Origin of the sequence: Gilliamella apis (assembly GCF_030758615.1) — a bacterium.
GTDB lineage: Bacteria > Pseudomonadota > Gammaproteobacteria > Enterobacterales > Orbaceae > Gilliamella > Gilliamella apis_A.
Genome location: NZ_CP132381.1, coordinates 1,905,069 through 1,930,438 on the forward strand (window position 1 = coordinate 1,905,069; position 25,370 = coordinate 1,930,438).

General features: G+C 33.3%; 18 protein-coding genes. 6 read left to right on the forward strand and 12 right to left on the reverse strand.

Going from position 1 to position 25,370, the window contains the following annotated elements:
• Positions 1-10: 10 nt before the first annotated feature.
• The 5 genes from RAM17_RS08790 to yejK all read right to left on the reverse strand — a co-directional run bounded on the left by RAM17_RS08790 (position 11) and on the right by yejK (position 7,765).
• Positions 11-466: a hypothetical protein gene (locus RAM17_RS08790; protein ID WP_110447601.1), complete on the reverse strand. Its 456-nt coding sequence runs from the start codon at positions 464-466 to the stop codon at positions 11-13.
• 458 nt (positions 467-924) lie between these two features.
• A complete protein-coding gene (locus RAM17_RS08795; protein WP_110447600.1) occupies positions 925-1,203 on the reverse strand; it encodes a hypothetical protein in 279 nt (92 codons plus the stop codon).
• Positions 1,197-4,934, reverse strand: a complete 3,738-nt coding sequence (locus RAM17_RS08800) for a DUF4132 domain-containing protein (RefSeq protein WP_181414645.1) — start codon at positions 4,932-4,934, stop codon at positions 1,197-1,199. Before RAM17_RS08800 ends, RAM17_RS08795 begins: the two co-directional genes overlap by 7 nt.
• A 964-nt stretch (positions 4,935-5,898) precedes the next feature.
• Positions 5,899-6,744 carry a deoxyribonuclease IV gene (gene nfo / locus RAM17_RS08805; RefSeq protein ID WP_110447598.1) on the reverse strand — a complete coding sequence of 282 codons (846 nt, stop codon included), beginning with the start codon at positions 6,742-6,744 and terminating at the stop codon, positions 5,899-5,901.
• A 13-nt stretch (positions 6,745-6,757) separates the two neighbouring features.
• Positions 6,758-7,765 carry a nucleoid-associated protein YejK gene (yejK, locus tag RAM17_RS08810; protein ID WP_110447597.1) on the reverse strand — a complete coding sequence of 336 codons (1,008 nt, stop codon included), beginning with the start codon at positions 7,763-7,765 and terminating at the stop codon, positions 6,758-6,760.
• A gap of 183 nt (positions 7,766-7,948) precedes the next feature.
• Between yejK and RAM17_RS08815 the strand changes: the two genes are divergently transcribed.
• The gene (locus RAM17_RS08815) at positions 7,949-9,328 is read left to right on the forward strand and encodes an MATE family efflux transporter (protein WP_110447596.1); all 1,380 of its coding nucleotides are present in this window, start codon (positions 7,949-7,951) and stop codon (positions 9,326-9,328) included.
• Between the two features lie 146 nt (positions 9,329-9,474).
• Here the strand turns inward: RAM17_RS08815 and RAM17_RS08820 are convergent, their stop codons facing one another.
• The 3 genes from RAM17_RS08820 to RAM17_RS08830 all read right to left on the reverse strand — a co-directional run bounded on the left by RAM17_RS08820 (position 9,475) and on the right by RAM17_RS08830 (position 12,184).
• Positions 9,475-10,161, reverse strand: a complete 687-nt coding sequence (locus tag RAM17_RS08820) for a tetratricopeptide repeat protein (protein ID WP_110447595.1) — start codon at positions 10,159-10,161, stop codon at positions 9,475-9,477.
• A 257-nt stretch (positions 10,162-10,418) separates the two neighbouring features.
• Positions 10,419-11,306: a DMT family transporter gene (locus tag RAM17_RS08825; protein WP_110447594.1), complete on the reverse strand. Its 888-nt coding sequence runs from the start codon at positions 11,304-11,306 to the stop codon at positions 10,419-10,421.
• 11 nt (positions 11,307-11,317) lie between these two features.
• Complete coding sequence (locus tag RAM17_RS08830; protein WP_110447593.1) at positions 11,318-12,184, reverse strand: YicC/YloC family endoribonuclease; 867 nt, start codon at positions 12,182-12,184, stop codon at positions 11,318-11,320.
• A gap of 163 nt (positions 12,185-12,347) precedes the next feature.
• Here RAM17_RS08830 and rph point away from each other — a divergent pair, with 163 nt between their 5' ends.
• The 3 genes from rph to RAM17_RS08845 all read left to right on the forward strand — a co-directional run bounded on the left by rph (position 12,348) and on the right by RAM17_RS08845 (position 14,976).
• Positions 12,348-13,064, forward strand: coding sequence for a ribonuclease PH (gene rph / locus RAM17_RS08835; RefSeq protein WP_086363570.1), 717 nt, complete (start codon positions 12,348-12,350; stop codon positions 13,062-13,064).
• 13 nt (positions 13,065-13,077) lie between these two features.
• On the forward strand, positions 13,078-13,725 hold the full coding sequence (gene pyrE / locus RAM17_RS08840) for an orotate phosphoribosyltransferase (RefSeq protein WP_086354000.1): 648 nt from the start codon (positions 13,078-13,080) through the stop codon (positions 13,723-13,725).
• A gap of 144 nt (positions 13,726-13,869) precedes the next feature.
• The gene (locus tag RAM17_RS08845) at positions 13,870-14,976 is read left to right on the forward strand and encodes an SIMPL domain-containing protein (RefSeq protein ID WP_110447592.1); all 1,107 of its coding nucleotides are present in this window, start codon (positions 13,870-13,872) and stop codon (positions 14,974-14,976) included.
• An 86-nt stretch (positions 14,977-15,062) separates the two neighbouring features.
• On the opposite strand, the gene RAM17_RS08850 is transcribed toward RAM17_RS08845, so the two are convergent.
• The gene (locus RAM17_RS08850) at positions 15,063-15,767 is read right to left on the reverse strand and encodes a GntR family transcriptional regulator (RefSeq protein ID WP_110447591.1); all 705 of its coding nucleotides are present in this window, start codon (positions 15,765-15,767) and stop codon (positions 15,063-15,065) included.
• 173 nt (positions 15,768-15,940) lie between these two features.
• Between RAM17_RS08850 and RAM17_RS08855 the strand changes: the two genes are divergently transcribed.
• The gene (locus RAM17_RS08855) at positions 15,941-17,812 is read left to right on the forward strand and encodes a glucose PTS transporter subunit IIA (protein WP_110447590.1); all 1,872 of its coding nucleotides are present in this window, start codon (positions 15,941-15,943) and stop codon (positions 17,810-17,812) included.
• A 13-nt stretch (positions 17,813-17,825) separates the two neighbouring features.
• Positions 17,826-19,262: a 6-phospho-beta-glucosidase gene (locus RAM17_RS08860; RefSeq protein ID WP_110447589.1), complete on the forward strand. Its 1,437-nt coding sequence runs from the start codon at positions 17,826-17,828 to the stop codon at positions 19,260-19,262.
• Positions 19,263-19,391: 129 nt separating this feature from the next.
• Here RAM17_RS08860 and dinB read toward each other — a convergent pair whose 3' ends face one another.
• The 3 genes from dinB to RAM17_RS08875 all read right to left on the reverse strand — a co-directional run bounded on the left by dinB (position 19,392) and on the right by RAM17_RS08875 (position 25,199).
• Positions 19,392-20,447, reverse strand: coding sequence for a DNA polymerase IV (dinB, locus tag RAM17_RS08865; RefSeq protein ID WP_110447588.1), 1,056 nt, complete (start codon positions 20,445-20,447; stop codon positions 19,392-19,394).
• Positions 20,448-20,527: 80 nt separating this feature from the next.
• On the reverse strand, positions 20,528-22,234 hold the full coding sequence (gene cptA, locus RAM17_RS08870) for a phosphoethanolamine transferase CptA (protein ID WP_110448043.1): 1,707 nt from the start codon (positions 22,232-22,234) through the stop codon (positions 20,528-20,530).
• A 1,234-nt stretch (positions 22,235-23,468) separates the two neighbouring features.
• On the reverse strand, positions 23,469-25,199 hold the full coding sequence (locus RAM17_RS08875) for a hypothetical protein (RefSeq protein ID WP_306239914.1): 1,731 nt from the start codon (positions 25,197-25,199) through the stop codon (positions 23,469-23,471).
• Positions 25,200-25,370: the final 171 nt, after the last annotated feature.

The following is a 25,370-nucleotide window of genomic DNA, read 5'->3' on the forward strand; positions in this document are numbered from 1 at the left end:
TAGGATTGTTTTAAATACCATTAATAAAGACAGCATTATATTTTTGTATATTTTTATCAAACCACTCAATAATCTGGTTAATCATCTGAGAGAGGTTAACTTTGTATTCGGCAAATTTTATGACCATATCTTGTCGCCAATCTTCATCGAAAATGAATTGAAAATCATACAAATCGGTTTTTAACTGGTAGAAATTCTCTGCTTGTTCAAGTTTATTATTCAACGTTTGCAATACAGGTCTGATATGAGACCATTGTTGATTACTCACTTCGGTTGTTCCCCAATGACCAAAGTTCTGATAGTTAGGTAGATGATTAAAAAATATACCTTCAATAAAACTAAATGCACTTTCAGCTAAATATTTTGACGTTTTACTGCTACGTTCATCTTTAAAAGTAGGTAAAGTAAACTCAAAAGTAAGTCCACTCATCTCCTCTTGCCATGATTGCAAATTAAAATTTATCATAAACTGTTGTTATCTTTTGCAATGAAATAAACAACGTTATATTAATGCAATTTCTTCAATATAACTATTAAATCAGACAACTTGTAAAAAATATTGAGGAGTCTATGCCATCATAATAGTATTTATGAATAATTTTAAATAGTTACCTTCCATGTTATTCATTAAAAACTCAATAACAAAATGATTAGCTAATCTATTTTGTTTGGTTGTAATTATTTTATTAGTTGGCGTTAGTTGATTTTTGTTTATTCCTCATTTTCTGTTATTACAATTGGCGATTGATATTGGATTTCATTGATCAAATAGCAAAGACTATCCGCTCGTAAAATATGGTTAATATTTATGCGTCTCTTTTTCGTTATTTAATAAAGCTAATAGTAATGTTTAATGTAATTATTAACTCCAAAATTAATCCATAAGCTTGTAAAAAATATTAAGGAGTCTATACCATCATAATATTATTTTTGAATGATTTTATTTTGCTGTGGTTTATTACTGTCATCAAAATAAGCAAAAAGAACAAAACTAGGACAACCTAGTAAACTATAAACCTGTTTATCATATTCATTAGAAGTATTAGATTTTGTTAATTTATTTAGATCATCAAGAACCATGGGATCTTTGCCATATAAAATATAATGACAAATCCGTTCAGGCATTGATGGTTCTAAATCATGTAAACCAGTAAAACAATCAAGAATGACCTGTTCCATCAGTTCTCGGTTATTTTTTACCATATTAATTTATCCTGCCAATTAGGATCAAAACCATTCGATGCATCAGCTACCGCCATATAATTAGCGTAACCTTCGGCTAATAACACTTTTGGTAGATTATCTAGTGCAATTGCACTTTCGATAAAACTTGGTGTTTTGCTGAAATAAAGATTATAAAGCACGACAGGAATATTTTCCTCTGGCAGCATACTACCACTAAAGTCAATATTGATATAAAGTTTATAATTGGCAAAATATTTATAATAACCATAAAAACTGCCTCCATCTTCGATATCACCATGTCTATAACCTAATTTAGTTAAAATACCTCGTATAGTGAAACTATCTGTTAACCAACCTAGCCGATCATTAATAATACCGTCGTCAATTTTACTGATGTCAGGTAATGGATGGTTAAACTGATCAAATAACTGATTGAGTTTGTGATGTTTAAAATGCACTTGCCATTGTGCAATATCCGTACTGGACATTAATGCTGAATGGGCTAGTGTAATAAAGTGATTTTGATCAACGAAGATTTCATCGTTTTGATTAGTCACTAAACGACTATTTTCCGTTGGTCTAAAACTATTAACGATATGGCCACTTTTATCTAATTGTAACCAAACTAAACCTTGAATTAATCGACCTACAACTGGATGATGCTGTAAATATTTTTGCCAATCTTCCACTCGCCATTGCCGCTGGGCACACATGGCTTCGTAAAAACGGCTATTTTGCATAGTCAGCAATTGGCTAAGCTCTTTTTTACTGTTGTTGAACTGTTTTTTTGCCTCTTTGACAAGTTCAGGATTTTCGCTGTTACGTGCTTCAGGTAATGCTTTAAGCTTTTCTCCTTCAGCATTTTTTAATTGCCATTTAAATTTATCATCCAAACTAGCAATAAAAATACGCTCACCATAATCAAGAATTAACAAGCCATTATCATCTAAACCTGCGGTCGATATGGTACGATCGGCTAGCTCATCAGTACTCCAACCACTACGCTTAGCAATATGTTCTACTGAATTTCTGGCCTTGTCTTGAATTGAAGCTGTACGATAGCGACGCGCTAATGATAATAACAGTTGAATGATAAAAGGATCGTTACTGTACGCCATAGGTTCTAGTATCGCTTCGATCTGAGCTCGCCGTTGAGAATGCTCTCTCATAAAACGGGTTATTAATGATACAGCAACCTGCCCTTTAATACCGCTTGTTAAAGATAGTATCCCTTTGGCTTTAATGGCTGAACCTAGATAATTGGCCAGTATTTCATTTTTAATTTCGTCAAAAACTTGTTCATAAGTAATATTATTATAATGAGGATAGTGCTTTGGATAACGTTGATAAGCTCTCATATATTGTTGTAGACGTTTATCAGCTAATGAACTCGCTTGCGCTTCTGCTTCCTCGATCGTTGGCATTAAGGTATCTTGTTGGATAAAGCTTTGTAAAATAAATTCGCCTAATTGTTGTTGGCTTTGTTTACTTAATAATTGAGTATAAGTGATGAATAGCGGATGACTAGGATCTTTTAATTTAAATGCTAAACAGATCCACCACTCAATAATTTGAGGATCAACTTTATCACTATTTTGCCAAGTCAAAGTGGGTATTAAGTTAAAATCAAACCAATCAAAATCAGCTGACTTTTTGCCTTTCAAACCTTTTTGAGCTGCAGTCAATAATTGTTTCGCGGTTAAATATCGACTAATGTCTTCATCCATTTTTTCCAATGCGATTAATATTGCTGCTTGCACTATTTCACGCTTCTCTTTTTTCAAAGCTACAATTAAGGCTTCAATGGAATTTTTATTGCCTAGTTCTGCTAACCATTCAGCAGTAGCAAGACGAACTTCTTGTTTAGCCGATGATAAAGCTTGTTCAACTTGATTATGTATATTTGGGATTGCGCTTAGCACATCCTGTGCAGCGTGACGAATTTGTTTAGGTTCATCTAAAGCTAATTCAAATAGGTAAGTTACATATTTAACTGGAATAATTGGAAAAAGGGTTAATATTTTTATCGCATTGATTCTATCAACATAAGAGTCGAACCAGTATTTTTGTTGGCGAGCAAATCCTAATGCTTCGTCCAATAAAAATTCATTCTCAGCAAAAAAAGCCCATAATTTGTATGGTTCAGTTTCATAAGAATCATGAAAAATATCACTGGTTAAAAATGGTATTGCGATAATATGTTGAATATGTTTAATGGATTGAATACCTTTATAGTAGTTTAACTTTTCAAAGATATCGGCGATTTGTCGAAGATCAAAATTTCTTATTACATCATATTTTCTATATATATTTAGAAAACAATATTTACTATTCATATTAGTAGGACCTTCAACTAATATAGTCGCACGAAGTAAGTGAAATAAAGTAAACTCAGGTAAATTTTGTAATCTTTTTTTTCTCAACAAAAATCGAAAATCGATATTTTTTTTGATTTTTTTTACTAATATTGAATGTTCTATTTTACCATTCAAATATTCAAAGATATTATCTAAATCTTTGCTGGTAGTTTTTTTCAATAATTGATAACGTTCTTGCAAATGAACCCACGGCAAACCATTTTTTTGATTATTTTCAATCTCTTTTTGTGCATCCTTTTCACACTCGATCAAAAATTCTTGAAAATTTTGCTGTAACAAATCACGAGCACTTATTGACAATGGCGTGTCAATAAGAGGTTCAAAACCAGGAATAACTAAATCAGATTGTCTTTTAACCGTATTGGCACTTTCCAATCGTGTTAAAGCACTTTCAATCGCAGTAATTACCGTTTTATTGGTTTCGTCTGCCAATGCTTGTTTTAAAATTATAGGATCAGCAACAATTCTAGTTAGTAAGACAGCCGCATTACTACGTTGCTTAACTGAACCAGATGTTAAAAAAGATTGTAACTGAATTTGAATAATATCGCTTGGTAAGCTAAACAGAATTTCAGTAGCTAATTGATTGATCTGCTTATTAGTATTTAATGCCTGCATGGTAATAAAATCAGCCAAAGGCAATTGAAGTTCCATATGCTTTTGAATATATTTTAACTGATCTATTTGCCCTAAGATCGCTAACCCTTGAGTCGGTAGTTGCTTAAATAATGTTATATGCTTCTGAATATAGGGCAATAAACCATTTATCATAAAAAAGTATTTGAAGTGGCTATGAGATAGAACGCTAATATTTTGCCGATCAAAGATTGCAAACAGTAAGTTTTCGCCTAAACCTATTTGTTCAATTTCAAGTAATTGATGTAATTGCTGAATTGTCCAACTTTCACGTTGATCAATTTTTTCTTCGTTTTCACAATAAGTTGGTAACGTGGTAATAAGTCCATCATATAACAGATAGATGAACCATGTTGGTAATTTCTCACTAGACACTTTAACGAAAGGTAAATGGTCACATAAGGTCGCAAAGACGCGAGCAAAGCGAATTATTTGTTCTGGCGAAAAAGTTCCAGTCCAACGGCGATAAAACTCAAGACGAGCTTGTTCTGCTTCATGAGTTTTGCTAAAAGTAGCAACGCTATAAAGCTCGCAAGGCCTGCGCATATATTCATAGATTTTATAAGCTGTTTTAGAAGTTTGGCATAATTTATCAAAATCGTCCAACACCTCTAGTTCATAAGCTTGTAAAATATATTGGCTAATACGGGATGGTAAGCTTTGATCCTGTACGCTTAATGGTTCAAAAATAGTCTTAATTAATTGTTCTGGTGATAATTGTTCTATTTTTTTCATATTCCTTTTTCTCACATAAAACATCAAAACTTTGGCATACCTTTGCAACAGTATTGTGCATTATATTTATTCGCTAATTGTTCCGATTCAATTTTGCCATTTAAATCATTATAAATATTATCAATATAATTCATTCCTTCATCATCAATAAGCTAGTTATGTTTAGTCAAAAATCTTTGTTGTTTTGTTAATCTATTTTTCAGCCTTTCTCCTTGTCCGATGACCTCTGGCAAAATTTTGTCATCTTACAAAAATAATGATTATCAAATTCGCTTTTCTAATTACTTAATAATGAGAACAATTAACCACCAATTACCTGATTAGCCATATCTTTATCAGAAGATAAAATCAATCTTTTTAGTTGGTAAAAAATTACCTATATGATAGTGATATCGCATCAAACAATATTATCTTTAATTTATGCTAATTAGTGTTCAACATAAACTAGCAAGAAATTTATCATTTTGATTTATTTTATCTTATTTAGAATTAGTTGACCAATATATAATTTAAAATAATTCATTATTAGTAACGTAGAAAATCCATCATATTTTCATGACCAAATATGATTTGTAAGCTAAAAATTGAAGGTAGATTTGATTATCGAATGAGTTTTAATAATTAGAAAGTAAAAATAAAGCTACAGCTGTAATCAGATAAGTATCACAATTAATTTCGCTGAATTTATTGCTAGCTTGATAATAGTGAGTAATTTATTATATAGATAAATGGAAAACTATTTTTATTGGTTTAACTTCTATGGTTTTCATTACAAATGTTTGTTCAAAGCACCTAGTTTTAGCAAAACATTCTTTTTGTTTGAAGATTATTTAATGTACTATTAATACCGATATCAATTTAGTTATCCCTACTCAAAAAGTCTATCAGCATATTTAATAATATTAGTTCAAACCAACATGACTGTATTAAGCTAAAACTAGGTTGTAATATATAAACTAGTTAGTTATCTGTTTTCTTGTTCTTTTAACCATGCTATTTCTTGTGCCCAAATATCTGGGTTAATCGTTTCAAGAATAAGTGGTATTTCATCAATTCGCGAGTCTTGCATAATAAATTTAAATGCGATTTCACCAATGGTACCTTTACCTAAGCTGTCATGACGGTCAACATGGCTGGCGAGTTCACTTTTGGCGTCATTTAAATGCATACCACGTAAATATTTAAAACCAACAATTTTTTCAAATTCATCAAAAGTTTCTTTGCAGGCTTTTTCGCTGCGCAAATCATAACCGGCAGCAAAAGCGTGACAAGTATCAATACAAACGCCAACACGGCTTTTGTCTTCTACTTTATCGATAATTTGCGCAAGATGTTCAAATTTATAGCCTAAGTTAGAACCTTGTCCAGCAGTGTTTTCGATAACCGCAACGACATCTTTAGTTTTATCTAAGGTAATATTGATTGACTCCGAAATGCGGGATAAACATTCATCAACTGAAATTTTTTGTAAATGACTACCTGGATGAAAATTGAGTAACGTTAAACCTAATTGTTCACAACGTTGCATCTCATCTAAAAAAGCAGTACGAGATTTTGCCAATTGTTCACTATCTGGGCTACCTAAATTAATTAGATAACTATCATGTGGTAGAATTTGTTTACTGGTGAATCTATATCGTTCACAACGTTTTTTGAAACTATCAATCACTGCAGTTTCAAGCGGTTTTGCATGCCATTGTCGCTGATTTTTAGTAAATAGAGCGAAAGCTGTAGCGCCAATTTGATAGGCATTTATTGGCGCATTATCCACACCGCCAGCTGCACTCACATGTGCACCAATGTATTTCATATTTTTCCCCTAATTATTCGTTTGAGCCACTATTGCGTTGAAGTTGATCACGTAAATTAGGTGGAACGCCCTTAATAACGAGTGAATCAGTTTGTGGGTCCCATTTTATACGTTCACCTAATAGGTCAGAGTTAAAACTTATGGTTAGTCCACCACCACTGCCTGAGAATTTTTTCAATTGACGTAAGGCACTACGATCAACTGGAAATGTATCTTCTAAATCATATTCGCTATTTTTTACAAATTCCATAAAGTTGTTTTCGTCACTTGTTGGTAATTCATTAGCCAGATTTTTCAGCTCTATCTCTTCCCCTGCTTGTAATTGAGCTTGACAATAGTTATAGACATTTTCACGAGCACTAGTTTTATCTTGTTTGTCAAATTGCATCTCTTGACAGTAATCATCTACCGCTTTAACAAGGGTTTTATTTTGCGCTTTTGCGTCTAATCCTTCACTGGCACCTAAGTAGTCCATGAAAAAATCAGATACTTTTCGCCCTACTCGGCCTTTTAAGAAAGTTAAATAACGTTTTGATTCTGCTGAGGTTTCCCATTCAGTAATATCAATACGGGCAATAATATCAGCATGATCGATATCTAGATATTGGGTTTCAGAGATATTAAGCTCCTCATTCACTAACATGCTTAAGCAACTATTTAATACAGCAATAATTAGATATTCAACTGCAAGGTATCGATAGTGGCAAAAAACAACTGTGCCACCTTCTGCAAATGGATATTTAGCTAATTCATTACGCAGCTGTTTGGTTGATTCTTGACTAAAATTAAGAAAATCTTGATTACCTAAACGTAACTCTTTAAGTGATTGTTCAAAAAGGCTTTCACTACTAAATAAACCATATGCTTTACTTTTATTGTTGTAAATTCTATTAATATCTTCAATCAAGTTAGCAACAGCTTGTTCATTACCGAGGAGTGAATCACGAAGTTGTAGTTCAATTTCAGTATCACTTTTTCTAATTAATTTATGTAGAACTATATTCTCAATTTGTACGCTCATGGAGATTCCTATTTGGATCGATAATTTAATGGGGTATATTTTAACAAAGCACTAAAAAAGTGCTATCATCAATTTATAACTCTGCTAAACTAAGCAACATTCTTATTGTCAATTTTATACTTTTACGTATCCTTGTTCTAAAACTTCTTTATAACTTTTAACCTTTTATCAATGTGAATCAAAATGACAAACTCACACGATATTTATGATGATTTTAAACATAAAAAAATCAGCTTATTGTTTTGGCAATATGCGCTTCCATCTATTATCGGCACAACAGTGAATACGCTGTATAACATTATTGATGGAATTTTTATTGGCCATTGGATTGGTCGTGAAGCACTGAGTGGCGCAGGTATTATTTTACCGGTAATGAATCTTGCTGCGGGCATTGGCATGCTAGTAGGTATTGGTTCTGCCAGCCGAATATCTATCTTTTTAGGCAGAGGAGAAATCGATAAAGCAGAAAAAGTAGCAGGAACTTCTTTTATGTTAACTGCCGTACTTAGTGGCATCACTTTAGCCTTACTACTCTATTTTATCGATCCTGTTTTACACTTTATTGGTTCAAGCCCAACCAACCATATTTATGCTCGTGAGTTTTTAGAGGTGTTTTTACCGGGCAGTATATTTATCACATTAACATTTAATTACAACAATATGATGCGCGCCAGTGGCTATCCTTTTAAAGCCATGGTGACTATGTTTATTAGTGTGATTGCGAATATTATTCTTGCACCAATTTTTATTATTGCTTTAGGTTGGGGAATGAGAGGAGCAGCTTTTGCTACCACTCTCGCAATGTTCATAAGCTTTTTATTTGTGATGCAGCACTTTATTAGCAAAAACAGTAATATAAAGCTATATCGTCGTAACTTTAGGCTCGATTTTACTTACATTAAGTCGATTTTGTCGATTGGCATGTCACCATTTGCTATGCAAGTTGCCGCCTCAGTGGTAGTTGTTTTTATAAACTGGCAGTTAACCCGTTATGCCCCCATTTCACATGTTTCAAGTGATGATGCGATTGCTGGTTACTCTAACGCTAACCGATTAATTACACTGATTATCATGATTGTGATTGGTGTAAATCAAGGTATGCAACCGATTATTGGTTATAATTACGGTTCTAAAAATTATGTCCGGGTGAAAGAAACGTTTATCTATGCAGTTAGAATTGCCACAGTTATCACCAGTGTTGGCTTTATATTTGGTTGCTTTATTCCTGAGGTGCTGGTTAGAGCGTTTAGTTCTGATGTCGATTTAGTGGCGATATCGGCTATTGCATTACGTTATACTACGTTTTCATTTGCATTAGTCGGTTTTCAGATGGTAACAACTAGTTTTTTCCAATGTATCGGGATGGCAAAGATTTCTATTTTGTTAAGCCTTTCAAGACAACTTCTAATTTTACTACCAACACTTTATATTCTACCATTATTCTTCGATTTAGATGGCGTTTGGGCAGCATCACCAACTGCAGACCTTTTATCAACGGGTATCGCTTATGCTGCGTTATATTGGTATTTTAAATCGATAAAAAGAAGACATCGATTAGCTTAAGCAGGTTTATATTAAGCAATTAGTTGATGAAGATTGATTTTATAACTCTAAAAAATGAAAAAGGCGGACTTGGTCCGCCTTTTTCATTTGAATTTAACTGTAGTTTAGTTAATTCTCACTAAAACTAAATTCTAATTAACCAACAATTATTGACAAATTGGATGCTCCACACCGCCTTCACAAGCTTTTTCAAATAAATCCATCGCTTTATTGTGATCTTTTTTTAAGCCAGCCATACCATTTTCATACATGACAGCTAAATTAAACTGAGCTTCAGGTATACCTTGTTCAGCTGCTTTTTCATACCAGTATCGAGCTTTAATTGCATCTTTTTTAATACCTTGACCAAAAAAATACATATCACCTAAAAAAGATTGAGCATAAGACAAACCTTGTTCTGCTGATTTTTCAAGTAGTTCTTTTGCTTTTAATAGATCTTTTTCAACTCCTCGTCCTTCTTTATACATGCCACCTAAATTTAATTGCGCATACATATCATTTTTTGCCACACCTTTTTCATACCACTCTTTCGCTTTAGCATAGTCTTGTTCAACGCCATTACCCTTATCATACATAGTACCTACATTGGATTCGGCTCTTCCATTGCCTAGTGCAATAGCTTTATCAAACCATTCTCTCGCTTTAACATAGTCTTTTTCAACACCATCTACCCCATTGAGGTATCTATAGCCTAACTCATTTAGTGCAACTGGATCATTTTGCTCGGTGGCAATTTTTAGCACTTCATCATATGGTACATTATCATATTTAGCTGCATTAACCGAACATGCAAAAAATAAAATTAATAAACCACTTGTAAGCATTTTTTTCATATTAGTTATTCCTTTTCATCCTTTAATATTTTTATATATTTACAACAAAAATAATATCATTATATTAGCAATATTTAATTGATTTTCAAGTAGAAGAAAAAATAGATTTTAGAGGTTTAAAATAGGAATACAAGACAGTCAAATTAGAAAATTAATCTATTCTTAGTTATCAGCAAATCAATGATCAGATTAGTGAAATTATTGTCTTTAGTTCAATAATTCAATCGTTCAATTAAATTCAATTAATAATATCGTTTTTAATTATTAATGACGCTTGATAATGTAACTATAATCAAACAGACAAAGATAAATAACATACCAATCCAAGCTATTAATGACAGCAATTCGCCAACAATTATCATAGCGAGAATTGCAGCAATAACCGGTTCCAATAGACTAATAGTAGTTGCTAAACTGGCAGATATTTTCGATAATCCATATCCATAGCATAGATATCCTAAAAACATTGGAATCAATGCCATATAACAGCCAACTGCAATATTATTCCATGCTGCAAAAAATGTCGTTCCCGTTATTAGCATCACTGGAATCAGTAATAAACCGCCACAACCAAATGTAGCACCCATGGCCGCTTTGCTATCTATACCTTTTAACATTAATTGTCGTGCTGACCATGAGTAAAGAGCATAAGTAAAACCAGCAATAAGTCCTAATAAAATTCCCAAACCAACATGATTATATTCAATTATGATCGAAGCATTTTCAGAAAATGCTAACATAGTCATGCCGATAATACCCAATAAAGCGCCAATAACCCATTGTTTAGTCACTTGGAAATCACGACTAATATATTCAATTATGGCTGATAAGATTGGCGCTGATCCTATAGAAACAACCGTACCGATAGTAACACCCGCTAAACGCATCGATGAATAAAATGCCAAAGGATAGATAGCCACGGCTAAGGCTCCTACCACTAAAAAACGGCTATGAGCTATTAATAATGAGTGGTTTTGCTTGATATTATAAATAGCTAAGCCGCATTGCAATATCCCACCAATGCCCATTGCGAATGAACCAACAAATAAAGGAGATAAAGTAGGAGCAAAAGTGGCTGCTGTGCCAGTTGTGCCCCATAATAGCGATGCCAAAATAACAGCAAAAATACCGAGATACTTATTCATCAACAAGTAAATTATTCGATATTTTGTACTTGCTCGCGGATTTGCTCAATCAACACTTTGAGTTCAATCGCGCTAGCGGTTACATCAGCATTAATTGATTTTGAAGCAATAGTATTAGATTCACGGTTGAACTCTTGCATCATAAAATCGAGTCGACGACCTACTGCCTCATTTTTCTTTAAGATCGAATATGTTTCGTTAACATGCGTCATTAACCGATCTAGTTCTTCAGCGACATCAATTTTTTGGGCAACCATAACAATTTCTTGTTCTAAACGTGAATTATCAAGATCAATATTAGCTTCTTCAAGCTTACTTTTTAATCGTTCTTTTTGCCATTCTAAAATCTGCGGCATCCAAGTACGAATTTTATCAACTTCCACGGTTATCGCTTGTAAGCGTTGAGTAATTAATTCACAAAGCGCTTTACCTTCACGCTCCCTAACGGCGATAAACTCATCAATAGCGGTTTCAAGTAAAGCCAAAATTTCTTGCGAAATAGTATCCAAATTTTGTTCTTTGCTTGACATGACACCAGGCCAACGTAAAACATCAAGCGGATTTATTTGTCCCGTTTGATACTCACGTTTTATCCAGTCACCAGCAGCTAATATTTGTTTAGCAAGTTCAATGTTTAATGACAATTCTTGATGTTGTGCTGCTGGATCTAATTCGAAACGTAAATTACATTCGACTTTTCCGCGCGTTAATCGTGCACGAAGTCGTTCACGAATAATTGGCTCCAGAGAACGAAACTGTTCGGGTAAACGAATATAGGTTTCTAGGTAGCGTTGATTGACCGAACGTAACTCCCAAGAAGCACTACCCCATGATTGGTTCAACTCTTTTCGCGCATATGCGGTCATACTAGAAATCATAATAGGTCCTAAATTTATAAAAAACTTGCTGGGCATTGTATCACAAATTCTGTATAATGTGCTCTTAGCTTAGGCTAAACATCAACGCTTTCTTGTTGATGTCCTCCTAAATGATTTAATAAGTTCAAAGATAAATTTTAAAATAAAACTGCTGGAGAATTGCATGCGCCCGTCTGGTCGATCCGCGGAACAAGTCCGCCCAATCAAAATAACCCGTCATTACACTAAGCATGCAGAAGGTTCTGTATTAGTCGAGTTTGGTGAAACAAAAGTACTTTGTAATGCAACAATTGAAGAATCTGTACCTCGCTTTCTAAAAGGTCAAAATCAAGGTTGGGTAACCGCTGAATATGGTATGTTGCCTCGAGCAACCAATTCAAGAACTCAACGTGAAGCGGCAAAAGGAAAACAAACAGGCCGTACGATGGAAATCCAACGCCTTATTGCCCGTTCATTACGCGCAATGATTGATCTAAAATTATTAGGGGAATATACCATTACATTAGACTGTGATGTTATCCAAGCTGATGGAGGCACTAGAACAGCATCAATAACTGGTGCTAGTGTGGCATTAGTTGACGCAATAAACATGATGTTAGAAAGTGGTAAAATCAAGCAAAACCCAATTAAATCTTTAGTGGCTGCCGTATCGGTAGGCATTGTTAATAGTGAAGCGGTATGCGACTTAGAATATATTGAAGATTCTAATGCCGAAACCGATATGAATGTGGTAATGACTGATGATGGTCGTATCATTGAAGTTCAAGGTACTGCCGAAGGTGAACCATTTAGTCATGAAGAATTATTAACTTTATTAGAACTGGCAAAAAATGGCATTACAACCATTATAGAAGCACAAAAACAAGCTTTAAAAGATTAATTGGAGAGGATCGATGAAATCATATAAGAGTGAATTTATAGAATTTGCTTTAGATAGGCAAGCATTAAAATTTGGTGAGTTTACCTTAAAATCAGGACGGAAAAGTCCCTATTTTTTTAATGCAGGACTATTTAATACCGGAAAGGATTTGGCGTTATTAGGTCGTTTTTATGCCGCTGCATTAATGGATGCAAATTTAAAATATGATGTCATCTTTGGTCCTGCCTATAAAGGTATCCCAATTGTCTCATCTACAGTTGTGGCTTTATCCGAGCACCACAATGTTGATGTACCTTATTGCTTTAACCGAAAAGAAGCTAAAGATCATGGTGAAGGTGGTAATTTAGTTGGTAGTTCTATTTATCAACAACGCGTCATGTTAGTTGATGATGTAATTACCGCTGGTACTGCAATTCGTGAATCAATGCGAATTTTAGAAGATAATCAATCTAAACTTGCTGGCGTATTAATCTGTCTTGATCGTCAAGAAAAAGGTAGAGGTGAATTATCCGCTATTCAAGAAATCAAACAAACTTATAGTTGTGACGTAATTTCGATTATCACTTTAGATGATTTGATCCAATATCTTTATCGTGATCCATCACGTAAAGACCAAGTAGTCCAAGTCGAAGCATATCGTTCTGAATATGGCATTAAATAACCAAGCGTCGTAAGACGCTTTTTTTATATTTGCAAGTTTTTACAATTATTTGACAACTTTTCAATTAAATTAATTATAATTTGTCTTATCTTTCTACATTAATTTACTTAAGCCCATTTCTCTAGACTGAATTAAGGATATAAAATGAAAAAAACATTTATATTAATTTTGTTACTCAATATAAGCACCATATTTCCATCTCAGGCAAACTATAACGAGTTAAACGTTAGTAACTCTTATTTAGAACTGCAACAATTAAAATATGGAAAAGATCTCATTCCTGTGGGGCAAATTAATTCAAGTATTATTGATAGCATTAAATTAAAACCTGATACAGTTGAATTTTCTATTACTTTAGAAACAGAAGGTGCAACACCTACTGAAGCTTCAGATCTTAACGTTGAGACAATGAAGAAATTAAAAAATTACCTAAACACTCTTAATATCACCGATGATAATTTAGTCACCATAGACTACAAAAACAGAGTTAAAACAATTGCGAAAGAAAACAATCAAGAAGATAACCATTATCAAGCGTTTCTTAATATTGTATTAACTATTGATGATAATGACAGTTTTATCAATCTAAATAAAGCCCTTGATAAATATAATATAAATGATATTTCTCAGCTTGAAGAAGAGAAGTTAACTAACTATTATCTATTCCAAATTACTGCAGTCGCTAATAGTGAAAGTAAAGCAAAAGAAGATCTATACCAAAAATATACTAATATCGCGAATGATTTAAAAAATATTGGTTTAACAAATGTTTCAATTAAGAGCTCGTTTGTCAGACAAATTGATACAGACAAAATTAATGAGCAACGTTATTTTGTTAATAACACTTTAAAAATAAAAATAAATAGACTCGATCTTATCGGTAAGATTATTGCCAAAGCACAAGAGTTAAAAATGAAAGTCAATAATGACATCTCTTATAGCGTATCACCAGAAGCCATTCAAACTGCAGTAAAAGAGCATGAAACTCTTTTATTAAACCAATTAACTACTAAAGTTCAACGTTTAATGGCTAAACAATATGTCGTTGGTGCACCTATTTCACTTGAAATTCAATCAAGATATCCTGAAGCAATTTATGAAAGAAATAACTCTAGTAGTGATCAAATGATGTTCAAAATGGTTTCAATGAAGAACTATAGTAATGTTGATATTTATACACCACCTGAATATGAAATCACCCTAACCTTATCAGGCTCATTCGAAACTCTTAAAAAGGTGGAGCAAAACTAATTTGATGTAAGTTTATATATAAAGTACTTTAGATTGATTAGATTTCATTTGGTTAATAATTTATTAACTAAATGAAATCTTGCAGACTATTTTGAATGACTTTGAACGAAGAATTTCGCATTATCGTAATGATAGATAATTTGTGAAAAATCGAAAGGTTCACCAGAAGAAGTATAAAAGATTTCTTCAACACATAGAGCAGGATCGCCAGCATTTAAACCTAAATAAGGCGCGATATCTTCATCTAATTTTATAGCTTTAAAATATTTGTCTGAAAAACCGATATTGACCTTACAAATATCTTTTACATAACTAAAAATTGAGTTTTCAGCAATTTCTTTATTTAAATAAGAAACAATTTTTTTTCGATAATAAGATTGTTCAAAGCCATATACTTTACCTTCAACCAAACGCAACCGTTTTATATAATAAACATACTCATCATCTTCACACTGGAGGTATTCTTTAACTTTGACATTAGGTTGCATAACATCAACATTAAATACTTGCGATGAGCCAGGTAAATCATTGAGATCGACACTAAACCCATGACTTTCTAAAAAATTTAGATAACCTTGTTTTTTGGGTTGCCGAACAAAAATACCACTACCTTGGATTTGATAAATTACGCCATGTCTTTCAAGACGATTTAGTGCCTTAATAATAGTGGTTCGACTGACTTGATATTGCTGAATTAAACCTTCGATATTAGGCAACTGCGTACCTTTAGGCAAATTTTGCTGATAAATCGCTTGCTGGATTTTTTTCGCTACATCTTGATATTTTAACATTTGTAATTCTTTATTATTGTTATAAATAGTTTTTATTCTATACCTGTAAATTAATTATTAAATCAAAATTGCGAGAAAACGGGATCTAGATCACAAACAATAAAATTGGTCATTAACAATTTTTCATTTAAGGATAATATAAGCTCACTATTCTATGAAAAGGAGCTTAGTTAATGTCATCCAAAATTAGAGATTATAATAAATTGGCCGTTGATATTTTAAATGAGTTAGGCGGTGAAGATAATATTGTTACCGTAGCTCGTTGTGCCACTCGTTTGCGTGTGGTGACACAATCTACCCCCGAAAATGCCAAAGAAACAATTGCCAATTTTTCGGGTGTTATCACGGTAGTTGAAAAAGGTGGACAAATTCAAATTGTTATCGGTACTAATGTAGATAAAGTCTATAATGCCTTTACCCAATTACTGAAAAGTGGTAATAAAGTAGATGTAAATAGTAAAAGTAGCATTTTAAACCGTGTTATTGCCACTATGTCAGCCGTTTTTGCTCCATTTGTTTATGTATTAGCTGGTGCAGGGATATTACAAGGTATCTTGATTTTAATTAATCTGGCCTTCCCTGGTTTTGATAAAACGAGCACTTGTCAAGTATTTAGTTTTATCTCTTGGGCTCCATTCACTTTTTTACCTATATTTATTGCCATTACCGCATCGCAACATTTCCGTTGTAATATCTATATTGCGGTAGCGTGTTGTGCTGCGCTGCTTTCACCGACCTGGGCAGAGATAGCAAAATTTATTAAGGAAGGTGGAACATTTGATTTATTTGGTTTACCACTGTCTGAAACCACTTATATGTCTACCGTATTACCACCACTATTTTTAGTTTGGTTGCTGTCTTATTTAGAACGTTTCTTAGAACCTAGATTACATAGCATTATTAAACCATTGTTCATGCCATTCATCTGTTTAGTTATCATGGTACCACTAACGTTACTAGTAGTTGGACCTCTTACTGCTGGGGCTGCACGCTATATATCAATCGGATACAACTATTTAGTTGATTTTGCTCCATGGTTAGCTGGTGCTATTATTGGGGCATTCTGGCAAGTACTTGTTATATTCGGCGTCCATTGGGGAATAACTCCAATAGTTTTAGAAAACATGAAGCTAAATGGTCAAGATTCATTCCAAGCTTATCAAACTATTGCCGTAATCGGTCAAGTTGGTGCGGCACTTGGATTCTATATCAAAACACGTTCTTCCGAGATGAAAGGGGTATCAATATCAGCATTTGTAACTGGTCTATTTGGTATTACTGAACCAGCAATTTATGGGGTTAACTTACGCTTCAAAAAACCATTTATTTACGGTTGTGCGTGTGCATCAATTGGTGGTATTGTCGCTGGTTTCTTTACACCTTACTTCTACGCTTATGCCCCATTAGCTGGTCCATTAACTATTGTTAATACGATTAATCCAGAACATTATAATTCAGTAATCGGTGTATCCATTGGTTCGTTAATTGCGTTATTTGGACCAGTTATTCTTATACAAATTTTTGGTACCAATGAAAATAACCAAAATAATGGAAAAATTGAAAATGATACGCCCAAAATTGTTCTTGATAAAATCAATATTACTAGTCCCATGATCGGTAAAGCATTACCTCTGAGTGAAGTACCAGATCCAGCATTTGCTCAGAAATTGATGGGGGAAGGAATTGCAATAGAACCAACTGAGAACCATATTTATGCACCTTATAATGGTAAAGTGACCGCCGTTTTTGAAAGTTCAAAACATGCTATCGGTTTAAGTTTAGATAATGGCGTAGAATTATTAATTCACGTTGGTATTGACACTGTTAATCTAACTAACAATGAATTTAGTTACCATGTGAGTATGGGACAACAAGTTAAAACGGGTGATTTATTAATTAGCTTTGATCCACAAGCAATTAAACAAGCTGGTTACCCATTAATCACACCAATTATTATTGTTAATACTGATCAGTACCAATTGATCACATTAACTGAAAATAAAGACGTAAATCTTGACGATATCATATTCGAAATTAAGCAATAACAAGGAACCAAAAATGACTAAGAAACCATTTTTATGGGGTGGCGCATTAGCTGCTCACCAATTTGAAGGCGGTTGGAATGAAGGAGGAAAAGGACCAAGCGTGGTTGATGTCATGACCGCTGGTGCTCATGGCGTTGCAAGACAAATCACTCAAGATATCGAAGCTGGTAAATTTTATCCAAATCATACCGCAATTGATTTTTATCATCATTATAAAGAGGATATTAAGTTATTTGCTGAATTAGGTTTGAAATGTTTACGTACTTCAATTGCTTGGACACGAATCTTTCCTAATGGTGATGAGTTAGAACCAAATGAAGCTGGCCTACAGTTTTATGATGATGTGTTTGATGAACTTATTGCTAATGGAATTGAACCGGTTATCACCCTTTCACACTTTGAAATTCCATTACATATTGCTCGTCATTATGGTGGATTTAGAAATCGCAAAACCGTTGAGTTTTTCGAACGTTTCGCAATTAGTTGTTTTGAGCGCTATAAAAATAAAGTCAAATATTGGATGACGTTCAACGAGATTAATAATCAAATGGATACCAGTAATCCAATCTTCTTTTGGACTAATTCAGGTGTGCAAGTTGAACCTGGTGAAAATCCACAAGAAGTACTTTATCAAGTGGCTCACTATGAATTGTTAGCCAGTGCTAAAGCAGTGATTGCTGGTAAGAAAATTAATCCTAATTTTGAAATTGGTTGTATGATTTCGCATGTGCCAATCTATCCATATTCTTGTAATCCTGAAGATATGATGGCATCAGAAATTGCTATGCATCAACGCTTCTTCTTCCCTGATGTACATGTACGTGGTTATTACCCTGCTTATGCATTAAAAGAGTTTGAACGAGAAGGTTACAAACTTGATATCACTGAAGATGATTTAGCCTGTTTAAAACAAGGAACAGTTGACTACATTGGCTTTAGTTATTATATGTCAACAGTGGTAAAAGCTGATGCTAAAAATGAACATCGTGACAATATTGTTAATGGTGCGCTACCAAACGCGGTAGAAAATCCATATATTAAAAGCAGTGACTGGGGATGGCCAATCGATCCGGAAGGATTGCGTTATACACTTAACCGTTTATATGATCGTTATCAATTACCACTATTCATTGTTGAAAATGGTTTTGGTGCGATCGATGAACTAGAACATGATAACCAAATTCATGATAAACCACGTATTGAATACCTTGGCGCTCATATCAAAGCGATGCAAAAAGCGATGGATTACGATGGTGTTGATGTGATTGGTTATACAGCATGGGGAATTATCGACGTAGTATCTTTCACTACTGGTGAAATGAAAAAACGTTATGGCGTAATTTATGTTGATCGTGACAATGAAGGTAACGGCAGTATGAAACGCTATAAAAAAGAATCATTTGAATGGTATAAAAATGTGATTAAGACTAATGGTCAAAATTTAAAATAATCATTTAGCTATATATTCAAAATAACAATCAAGGATCTGATTTATCAAAATTAAATCAGATCCTTTATCATTAAAAAATCTCACCATGATCTAACAGTAAAAAATAACTATTTGATCGTCAGTTAGCAATCAAAATTGAAAAATTAGCTGTTTTTCAACTTGAGGATCAATTAAAGTGACATGAAAACCAATTAATCTTACACCTCGATTATTTCGTCTTTCTGACCACACTTTATAAGCCTGTTCAATCAGATCATCCTTATCCAATTTTGACCATACATGTTCTTGGGTTGTCAGTTGAAAATCATCAAATTTAAATTTGACACCTTGCCTTGCAATCGATAAATCAGCACGAACTTTGCTTAATCTTTTTTCGAGTTCATCAAATAACGGTTCAAATTGAGCTAAACACTCATCCCAACTATGAATATCATCAACTAAAGTACGCTCTACACCTACGGATTTACGTTGTCTGTCATTACAAACTTCACGTTCATCTATACCTTGACAACGTTCATATAAAATTCGACCAAACTTACCAAACTGATTAAGCAATTTTGTTAGGTCATAATTGACCACATCCTTACAAGTATATAATCCCAATTCAGTTAGCTTTTTCTCAGTTACTTTACCCACACCAGGAATTTTTTTTAGCGGTAACTGCTCAATAAAACTCCCTACTTGTTCAGGTGTAATTACATACTGTCCGTTAGGCTTATTAATGTCAGAAGCTATTTTGGCTAAGAACTTAAGTGGAGCAACACCTGCCGAAGCGGTGAGTTCGAGTTCTTTATATATCGCTTGGCGGATATCTTGAGCAATTAAAGTAGCTGAGCCGTAAAAAAGTTTACAATCAGTCACATCGAGATAAGCTTCATCAAGGGAGAGTGTTTCAATAGCTTGCGTATATCGTTTAAAGATTTGCTGAATTTGATTAGAAACTTCTTTATAAACAGCATGCCGACCGGGGATAACTTTAAGATTAGGACAGAGCTTAATTGCCTGTGCCATGGACATCGCACTATGGACACCAAATTGACGAGCTAAGTAATTTGCAGTTGATACCACACCTCGCTTACGCGGATCCCCCCCTACCGCAATAGGAATATTGCGATAACGGGGATTGTCTCTCATTTCGACAGCGGCATAAAAACAATCCATATCGACATGAATAATTTTTCGCATAATAGGTGTAATAGCATTAAAAAAATAACTGTATAAATATACAATATCACACCTTAACTTTATCTGCAAATTACTCACTATTATTTAGTTAACTTATCAAAATCAGATAAGCCTTTTTTATCATGAGGATCGCCAATCCAACGAATCGATTGTTCAAATTTCGGATTTACTATACTTTTTTCTGGAGCATAGGATTTATAACTAAGCCCTGCTAAATCAGACCAAGTATGAATCAAGTCTTGAGTACTGAATTTTCTATTCACATAGGACTGATAGTGATTGGGATGACTAGCTAGCCATTTTGGTGACTGCCATAGCATGAATGGTACAGTATACATCACCTTAGTAGGCGCTTTTTCATTACGACCTAGAATATCATGCGGAGGGGTTTGATAAACATCTTCACCATGATCAGAAAAATACAACATAAAACCATTTTCCTGACTATCTTTAAATAAATTAAATAGTTTGGTTGTTACAAAGTCATTATAGGTTATTGCATTATCATAACTGTTATAAACCTTTAACTTATCATCATCAAGTTTAAATGCTAAATCTGATCTATTATTAAAACGCTGATAATCAGTACTTTGAGGATAGCGCAATTCATATTTCATATGCGTACCAAGCAGGTGAATGACGATAAATTTCTTTTCAGCAGGATCATGTAATACTTTTTTAAATGGTTCAAATACCGATGAGTCATATTGTCGTGAACTTTGATTACGATCGTTATTCATATAAAACTGTTCATCAGCTTGTTTAGAAAACATAGTTAACATCGTATTACGTTTTGTCATAGTCTGTTGATTAGTGATCCAAAAGGTTTTATAACCAGCTTGCTTCATAAGGTGAATAAGAGATGGTTTGCTAAGATATAAATCTGGATTTTGTTCATCTGCCAAAGTTAGGGCTTGCTGTAATATTTCAATAGTATAAGGTCTTGATGAAACTACATCATTAAACACAACAAAATCAGGATTATCTTGCTTAAATTGTTCAATCAACGGTGTAGTATTGCGTTCATAACCATAAATCCCCATACGATTACGTGTAGTCGATTCACCAATCACCAATACTAATGTTCTTGGTGTATCACCATTAGCATCCGTTAAGTTTTCAAACTTAGGCAATGTTTGCAAATGATTTAAAATATTCTCCATATTCGACAATTGTGAACGATATGCTAAATAACTGTTGATCAATTGCCACGGCACTGTAGTTTCCATACGTTCTTGTAAATGTTGAGTGGCTTGTGCAAATGACATTTTTTTTATTACAACACCAATACAAAGCGGCATTAATGCATAAACAACAATGAATATAGACACTAACCATTTAGTCATATTTTTAACATAAATAGGTTTGACTTTAAGCCATAGAAAAAAACCAAGCAAAATATAGATCAGCAATACTATAACTAACTTAATGCTTAAATATTGAGAGATAAACTCATGTGATTCATTATAATTGGACTCGGCCATTACAAAAAAAACACTCTGTGAAAACTCTTGTCGATATATGGTGAAATAACCAATAGAAATTAATGATAATCCCCCAATTATAATGCCATAAACAGTAGCAATTTTTTTTGTATAACGAGGGAAAAATAATACCGGTACCAACCAAATCATGCTGTAAATAATTGAATCGCGTAAACCAATAAAATTAGCATGTCCAGACAAAACAATATAGAGTTGCAAACTACAAGAAAAGTAACAAAAAAATAAAATTACATAGATCAATGAACGCCAATTAAAACTTCCAGAATTATCTAACTTTTGCATAGCTGCCATTATTCACAATTAATAATGGTCACTAAACTAACAAATGCAGATTAACAAAACCTTAAGAGCAAATAAAAGCCCCCGAAAAAGTGGCTAAATAATATATAAACAATTTGGATAGATTAGATTTACGTTAATAATCAATATCACCATTTTTAGATCGAGAATTAAGCTTATTTTTTAAACTTCGGATAAATGCATAATTTACTTCAAGCGAATAACAGCCTTGTTGCTAATTTGAAAGATAATTAATTTGTTTTTGATTTAATTTTAGATAGATACTGTTAGTATTTTTCTCTATAGTGCGATTTTTTAATCGCTAGCGCCGACGCCCGCCGATCGCGCATTTTCAATGGCTCACGGCGGGCTATTGCCTTTTCGTTTGCAAAGATCTCTTCATGACAATGTCGCTGAAACCACAAACTATAACTTTCACGATTATAAGCATACGGATAACTTACCCCAAATTCAGTGATATTAACGTTAGATAGCCGTTTTGCTAGTGGCTAGTGTATTCAGTGGAAATGCACAGGTCGTTATCGATTTGTTTTTAAGTGTTTTTAATTTTATTACCCGTACTTTAAATGAATAACCTAGCAATTCAGTTAATATATACACGCCTTGATTATATGCACGTAAAAACACCCCTTCTTTAAATCATAAAACACCTTCAAATTGTGATTGTTCTTCTAATTTTTGAATAAAATTCATTACTACCCTTTTTATTTGTAACAATTATACTAAAACTTTCTAATAGTAATATTAAGTTAAATATGTATTTATTCTTTGTAGACCGCTCGTAAAGACTGATTTTTTCCCAAACTTGTATTTGTCCTATCCATGCGTCAGCAGCAAACCGATCAGATAAGCCTGCAGCTATATCTGATGATACTGCATATTGATCTCTTGTATAAAACCAAAGTAATCCACTGTCCGGCTAGTCAGAATCGGGATAGCTATATTTAATTGACATCCCCGATTCACTAAATAATCCTCCATCAATATGACGCCAATAACGACCTCCATCCGAAAAAGATGGTTTTATGAGGAATAATTTATAAATAAAAGTTTCAAATGATAAGTACTTTTAACTAAAATCCATATTTTCGAAAATGCATTAACTATTAGACACTTAACCGACTGTTTAATAACGTATTTCACTCCATGTATCAAAATCATCTACGAGAATTATCACCAAAATTCATCCACATTGTATTTTATTAATATTATTCTCTTATTGAATACATACGCCTCTTAGTTGTTGAGCGTAGGCCCAAACACCTATTTGCCCAATCCAAGCATCAATGGCAAATCTATCAAATAGATGGTTATTATCACCATAAGGACCTAGATACTTGTCTTTAGAGTAAAACCAAAAGTAATGTGTGAACCAATTTGAATCAGGATAAGTTTCCTTGCTTGTCATTCCCCACTCACTCAAAAGTCCTTGTCCTATATCACGTGTAAAAGCATCCCATTTATAAGGATATTTAATCCAAGAAGCAGGGGCATTCGGCGAATTAGACATTTCGGATCGAGTAGGCAATTTAGACTCCCCTCCGCACATATTAACGACTTGCTGATAAGTATAAACTTTATCAATTTGTCCCTGAGGTAAAGCCCATATACCGGTTAAATTGAAAGTATAATTTTGTTCAGGAATTTGTTCATCATGTTTAAATTTTGCAGTTATTGTGACAGGACCTATCGGCTTTTTAATCAACATAACATAACCTTGTTTATCAACCGTAATACTATCATTTGGCGTTGCCGAAAACGTATATTCAAAATCATCTTGATGACCTGTCATAATTAATTGAAATTTTGCTCCTGGAAAGCCTGTGGTAGGGAAATGAGGAGAAGCTGACACTTTAAAACCATTAACTGGATCAAAAACATTCGCATTATAACCACCACCGCAATAGCTATCCCTTTCTCGGCTATTATCATAATTCCAACCTCTTGTCTCTCTAAGATCTACAAAATTTTCATCCATAGATAATTCAAATTCATGCTCAGCATAACCAGATAAAAGACAATCAAGACTTCCTTGATATGGTACTGGTCTAACACTTCCCCAAACATATTGTGGATACAGTATCATTCCATAAGGTTTAGCATAACAGATTTCAGGTTTAGCCATAATTTTATATTTTTGAGTGATATCAACATATTCGCTTTCATTAGGAACACCATATTCGGAATAGGTTTTTACTTTCGTTGTAATAGTTAAAGTTAACGGCATGGAAATGTCACTAGCACAACCAATTATTTTTTCATTATTTTCGATTTTTATCCCTTTATTATCAAACCAACTATAGGTTGTTTTTTCTACGGTGAACGGAGTGTTATTGCGAATGCCATCACCATCGGTATCATCATAATTAGCCGTCACATCTAAATCATTCATTGCATAATCTTTAATAATAAAGTCCTTAATTGTTAAATTACCATCAAACTGATTGATTTGTGTGTCACTTAAGTTATTGGTATTTGAACTATATAAAACACCATTAACAGTAAAACCATGTTTTTTCGATGCCCCTTCAATACCGACAACTTTCGGTTTATTACCAATAATGACATTTATACTATGTGCTGTAAGTGCTAGGCTTTTTTGACTGACGCCTAAAAAGCATAAAATAAATAAAATATAAATAAACGGTTTAACCAGAGATAAACAAACGGATAATAATGAAGAATTTGTTAAAGAAAAAATACAACACATTGTATTTGCTATCAAATCTCCACCAGGTGAAAGCTGAACTAAACAGCGTTTTGTTTTTTTTGTTCTTTGACTAAATTGATATGGACTAAGACTAGATATTAACTTGGATTTTCTGTGAAAATATAAATTATCGTGAAAAAGTAAACTTGGATTGAGGTAATTAGCTGTAATTAAATTATAGGTTGAGCAGGTTTGGTGTTTGGTGTTTGGTGTTTGGTGTTTTAAATTATAATGCATATTCGACATCCTGTCAATTAACTTTATGTTTAATTTGATATTTTATCTTCAATTGTTAGTTTGATTAACTAAATAATGATCGATAATCCTACTGAAAATTGTTTAAAATTATAAAGACATAAAAAAACCTCGCAACCACTTTTTGAGGCTAAATTGTTAAATTTTGTAAAT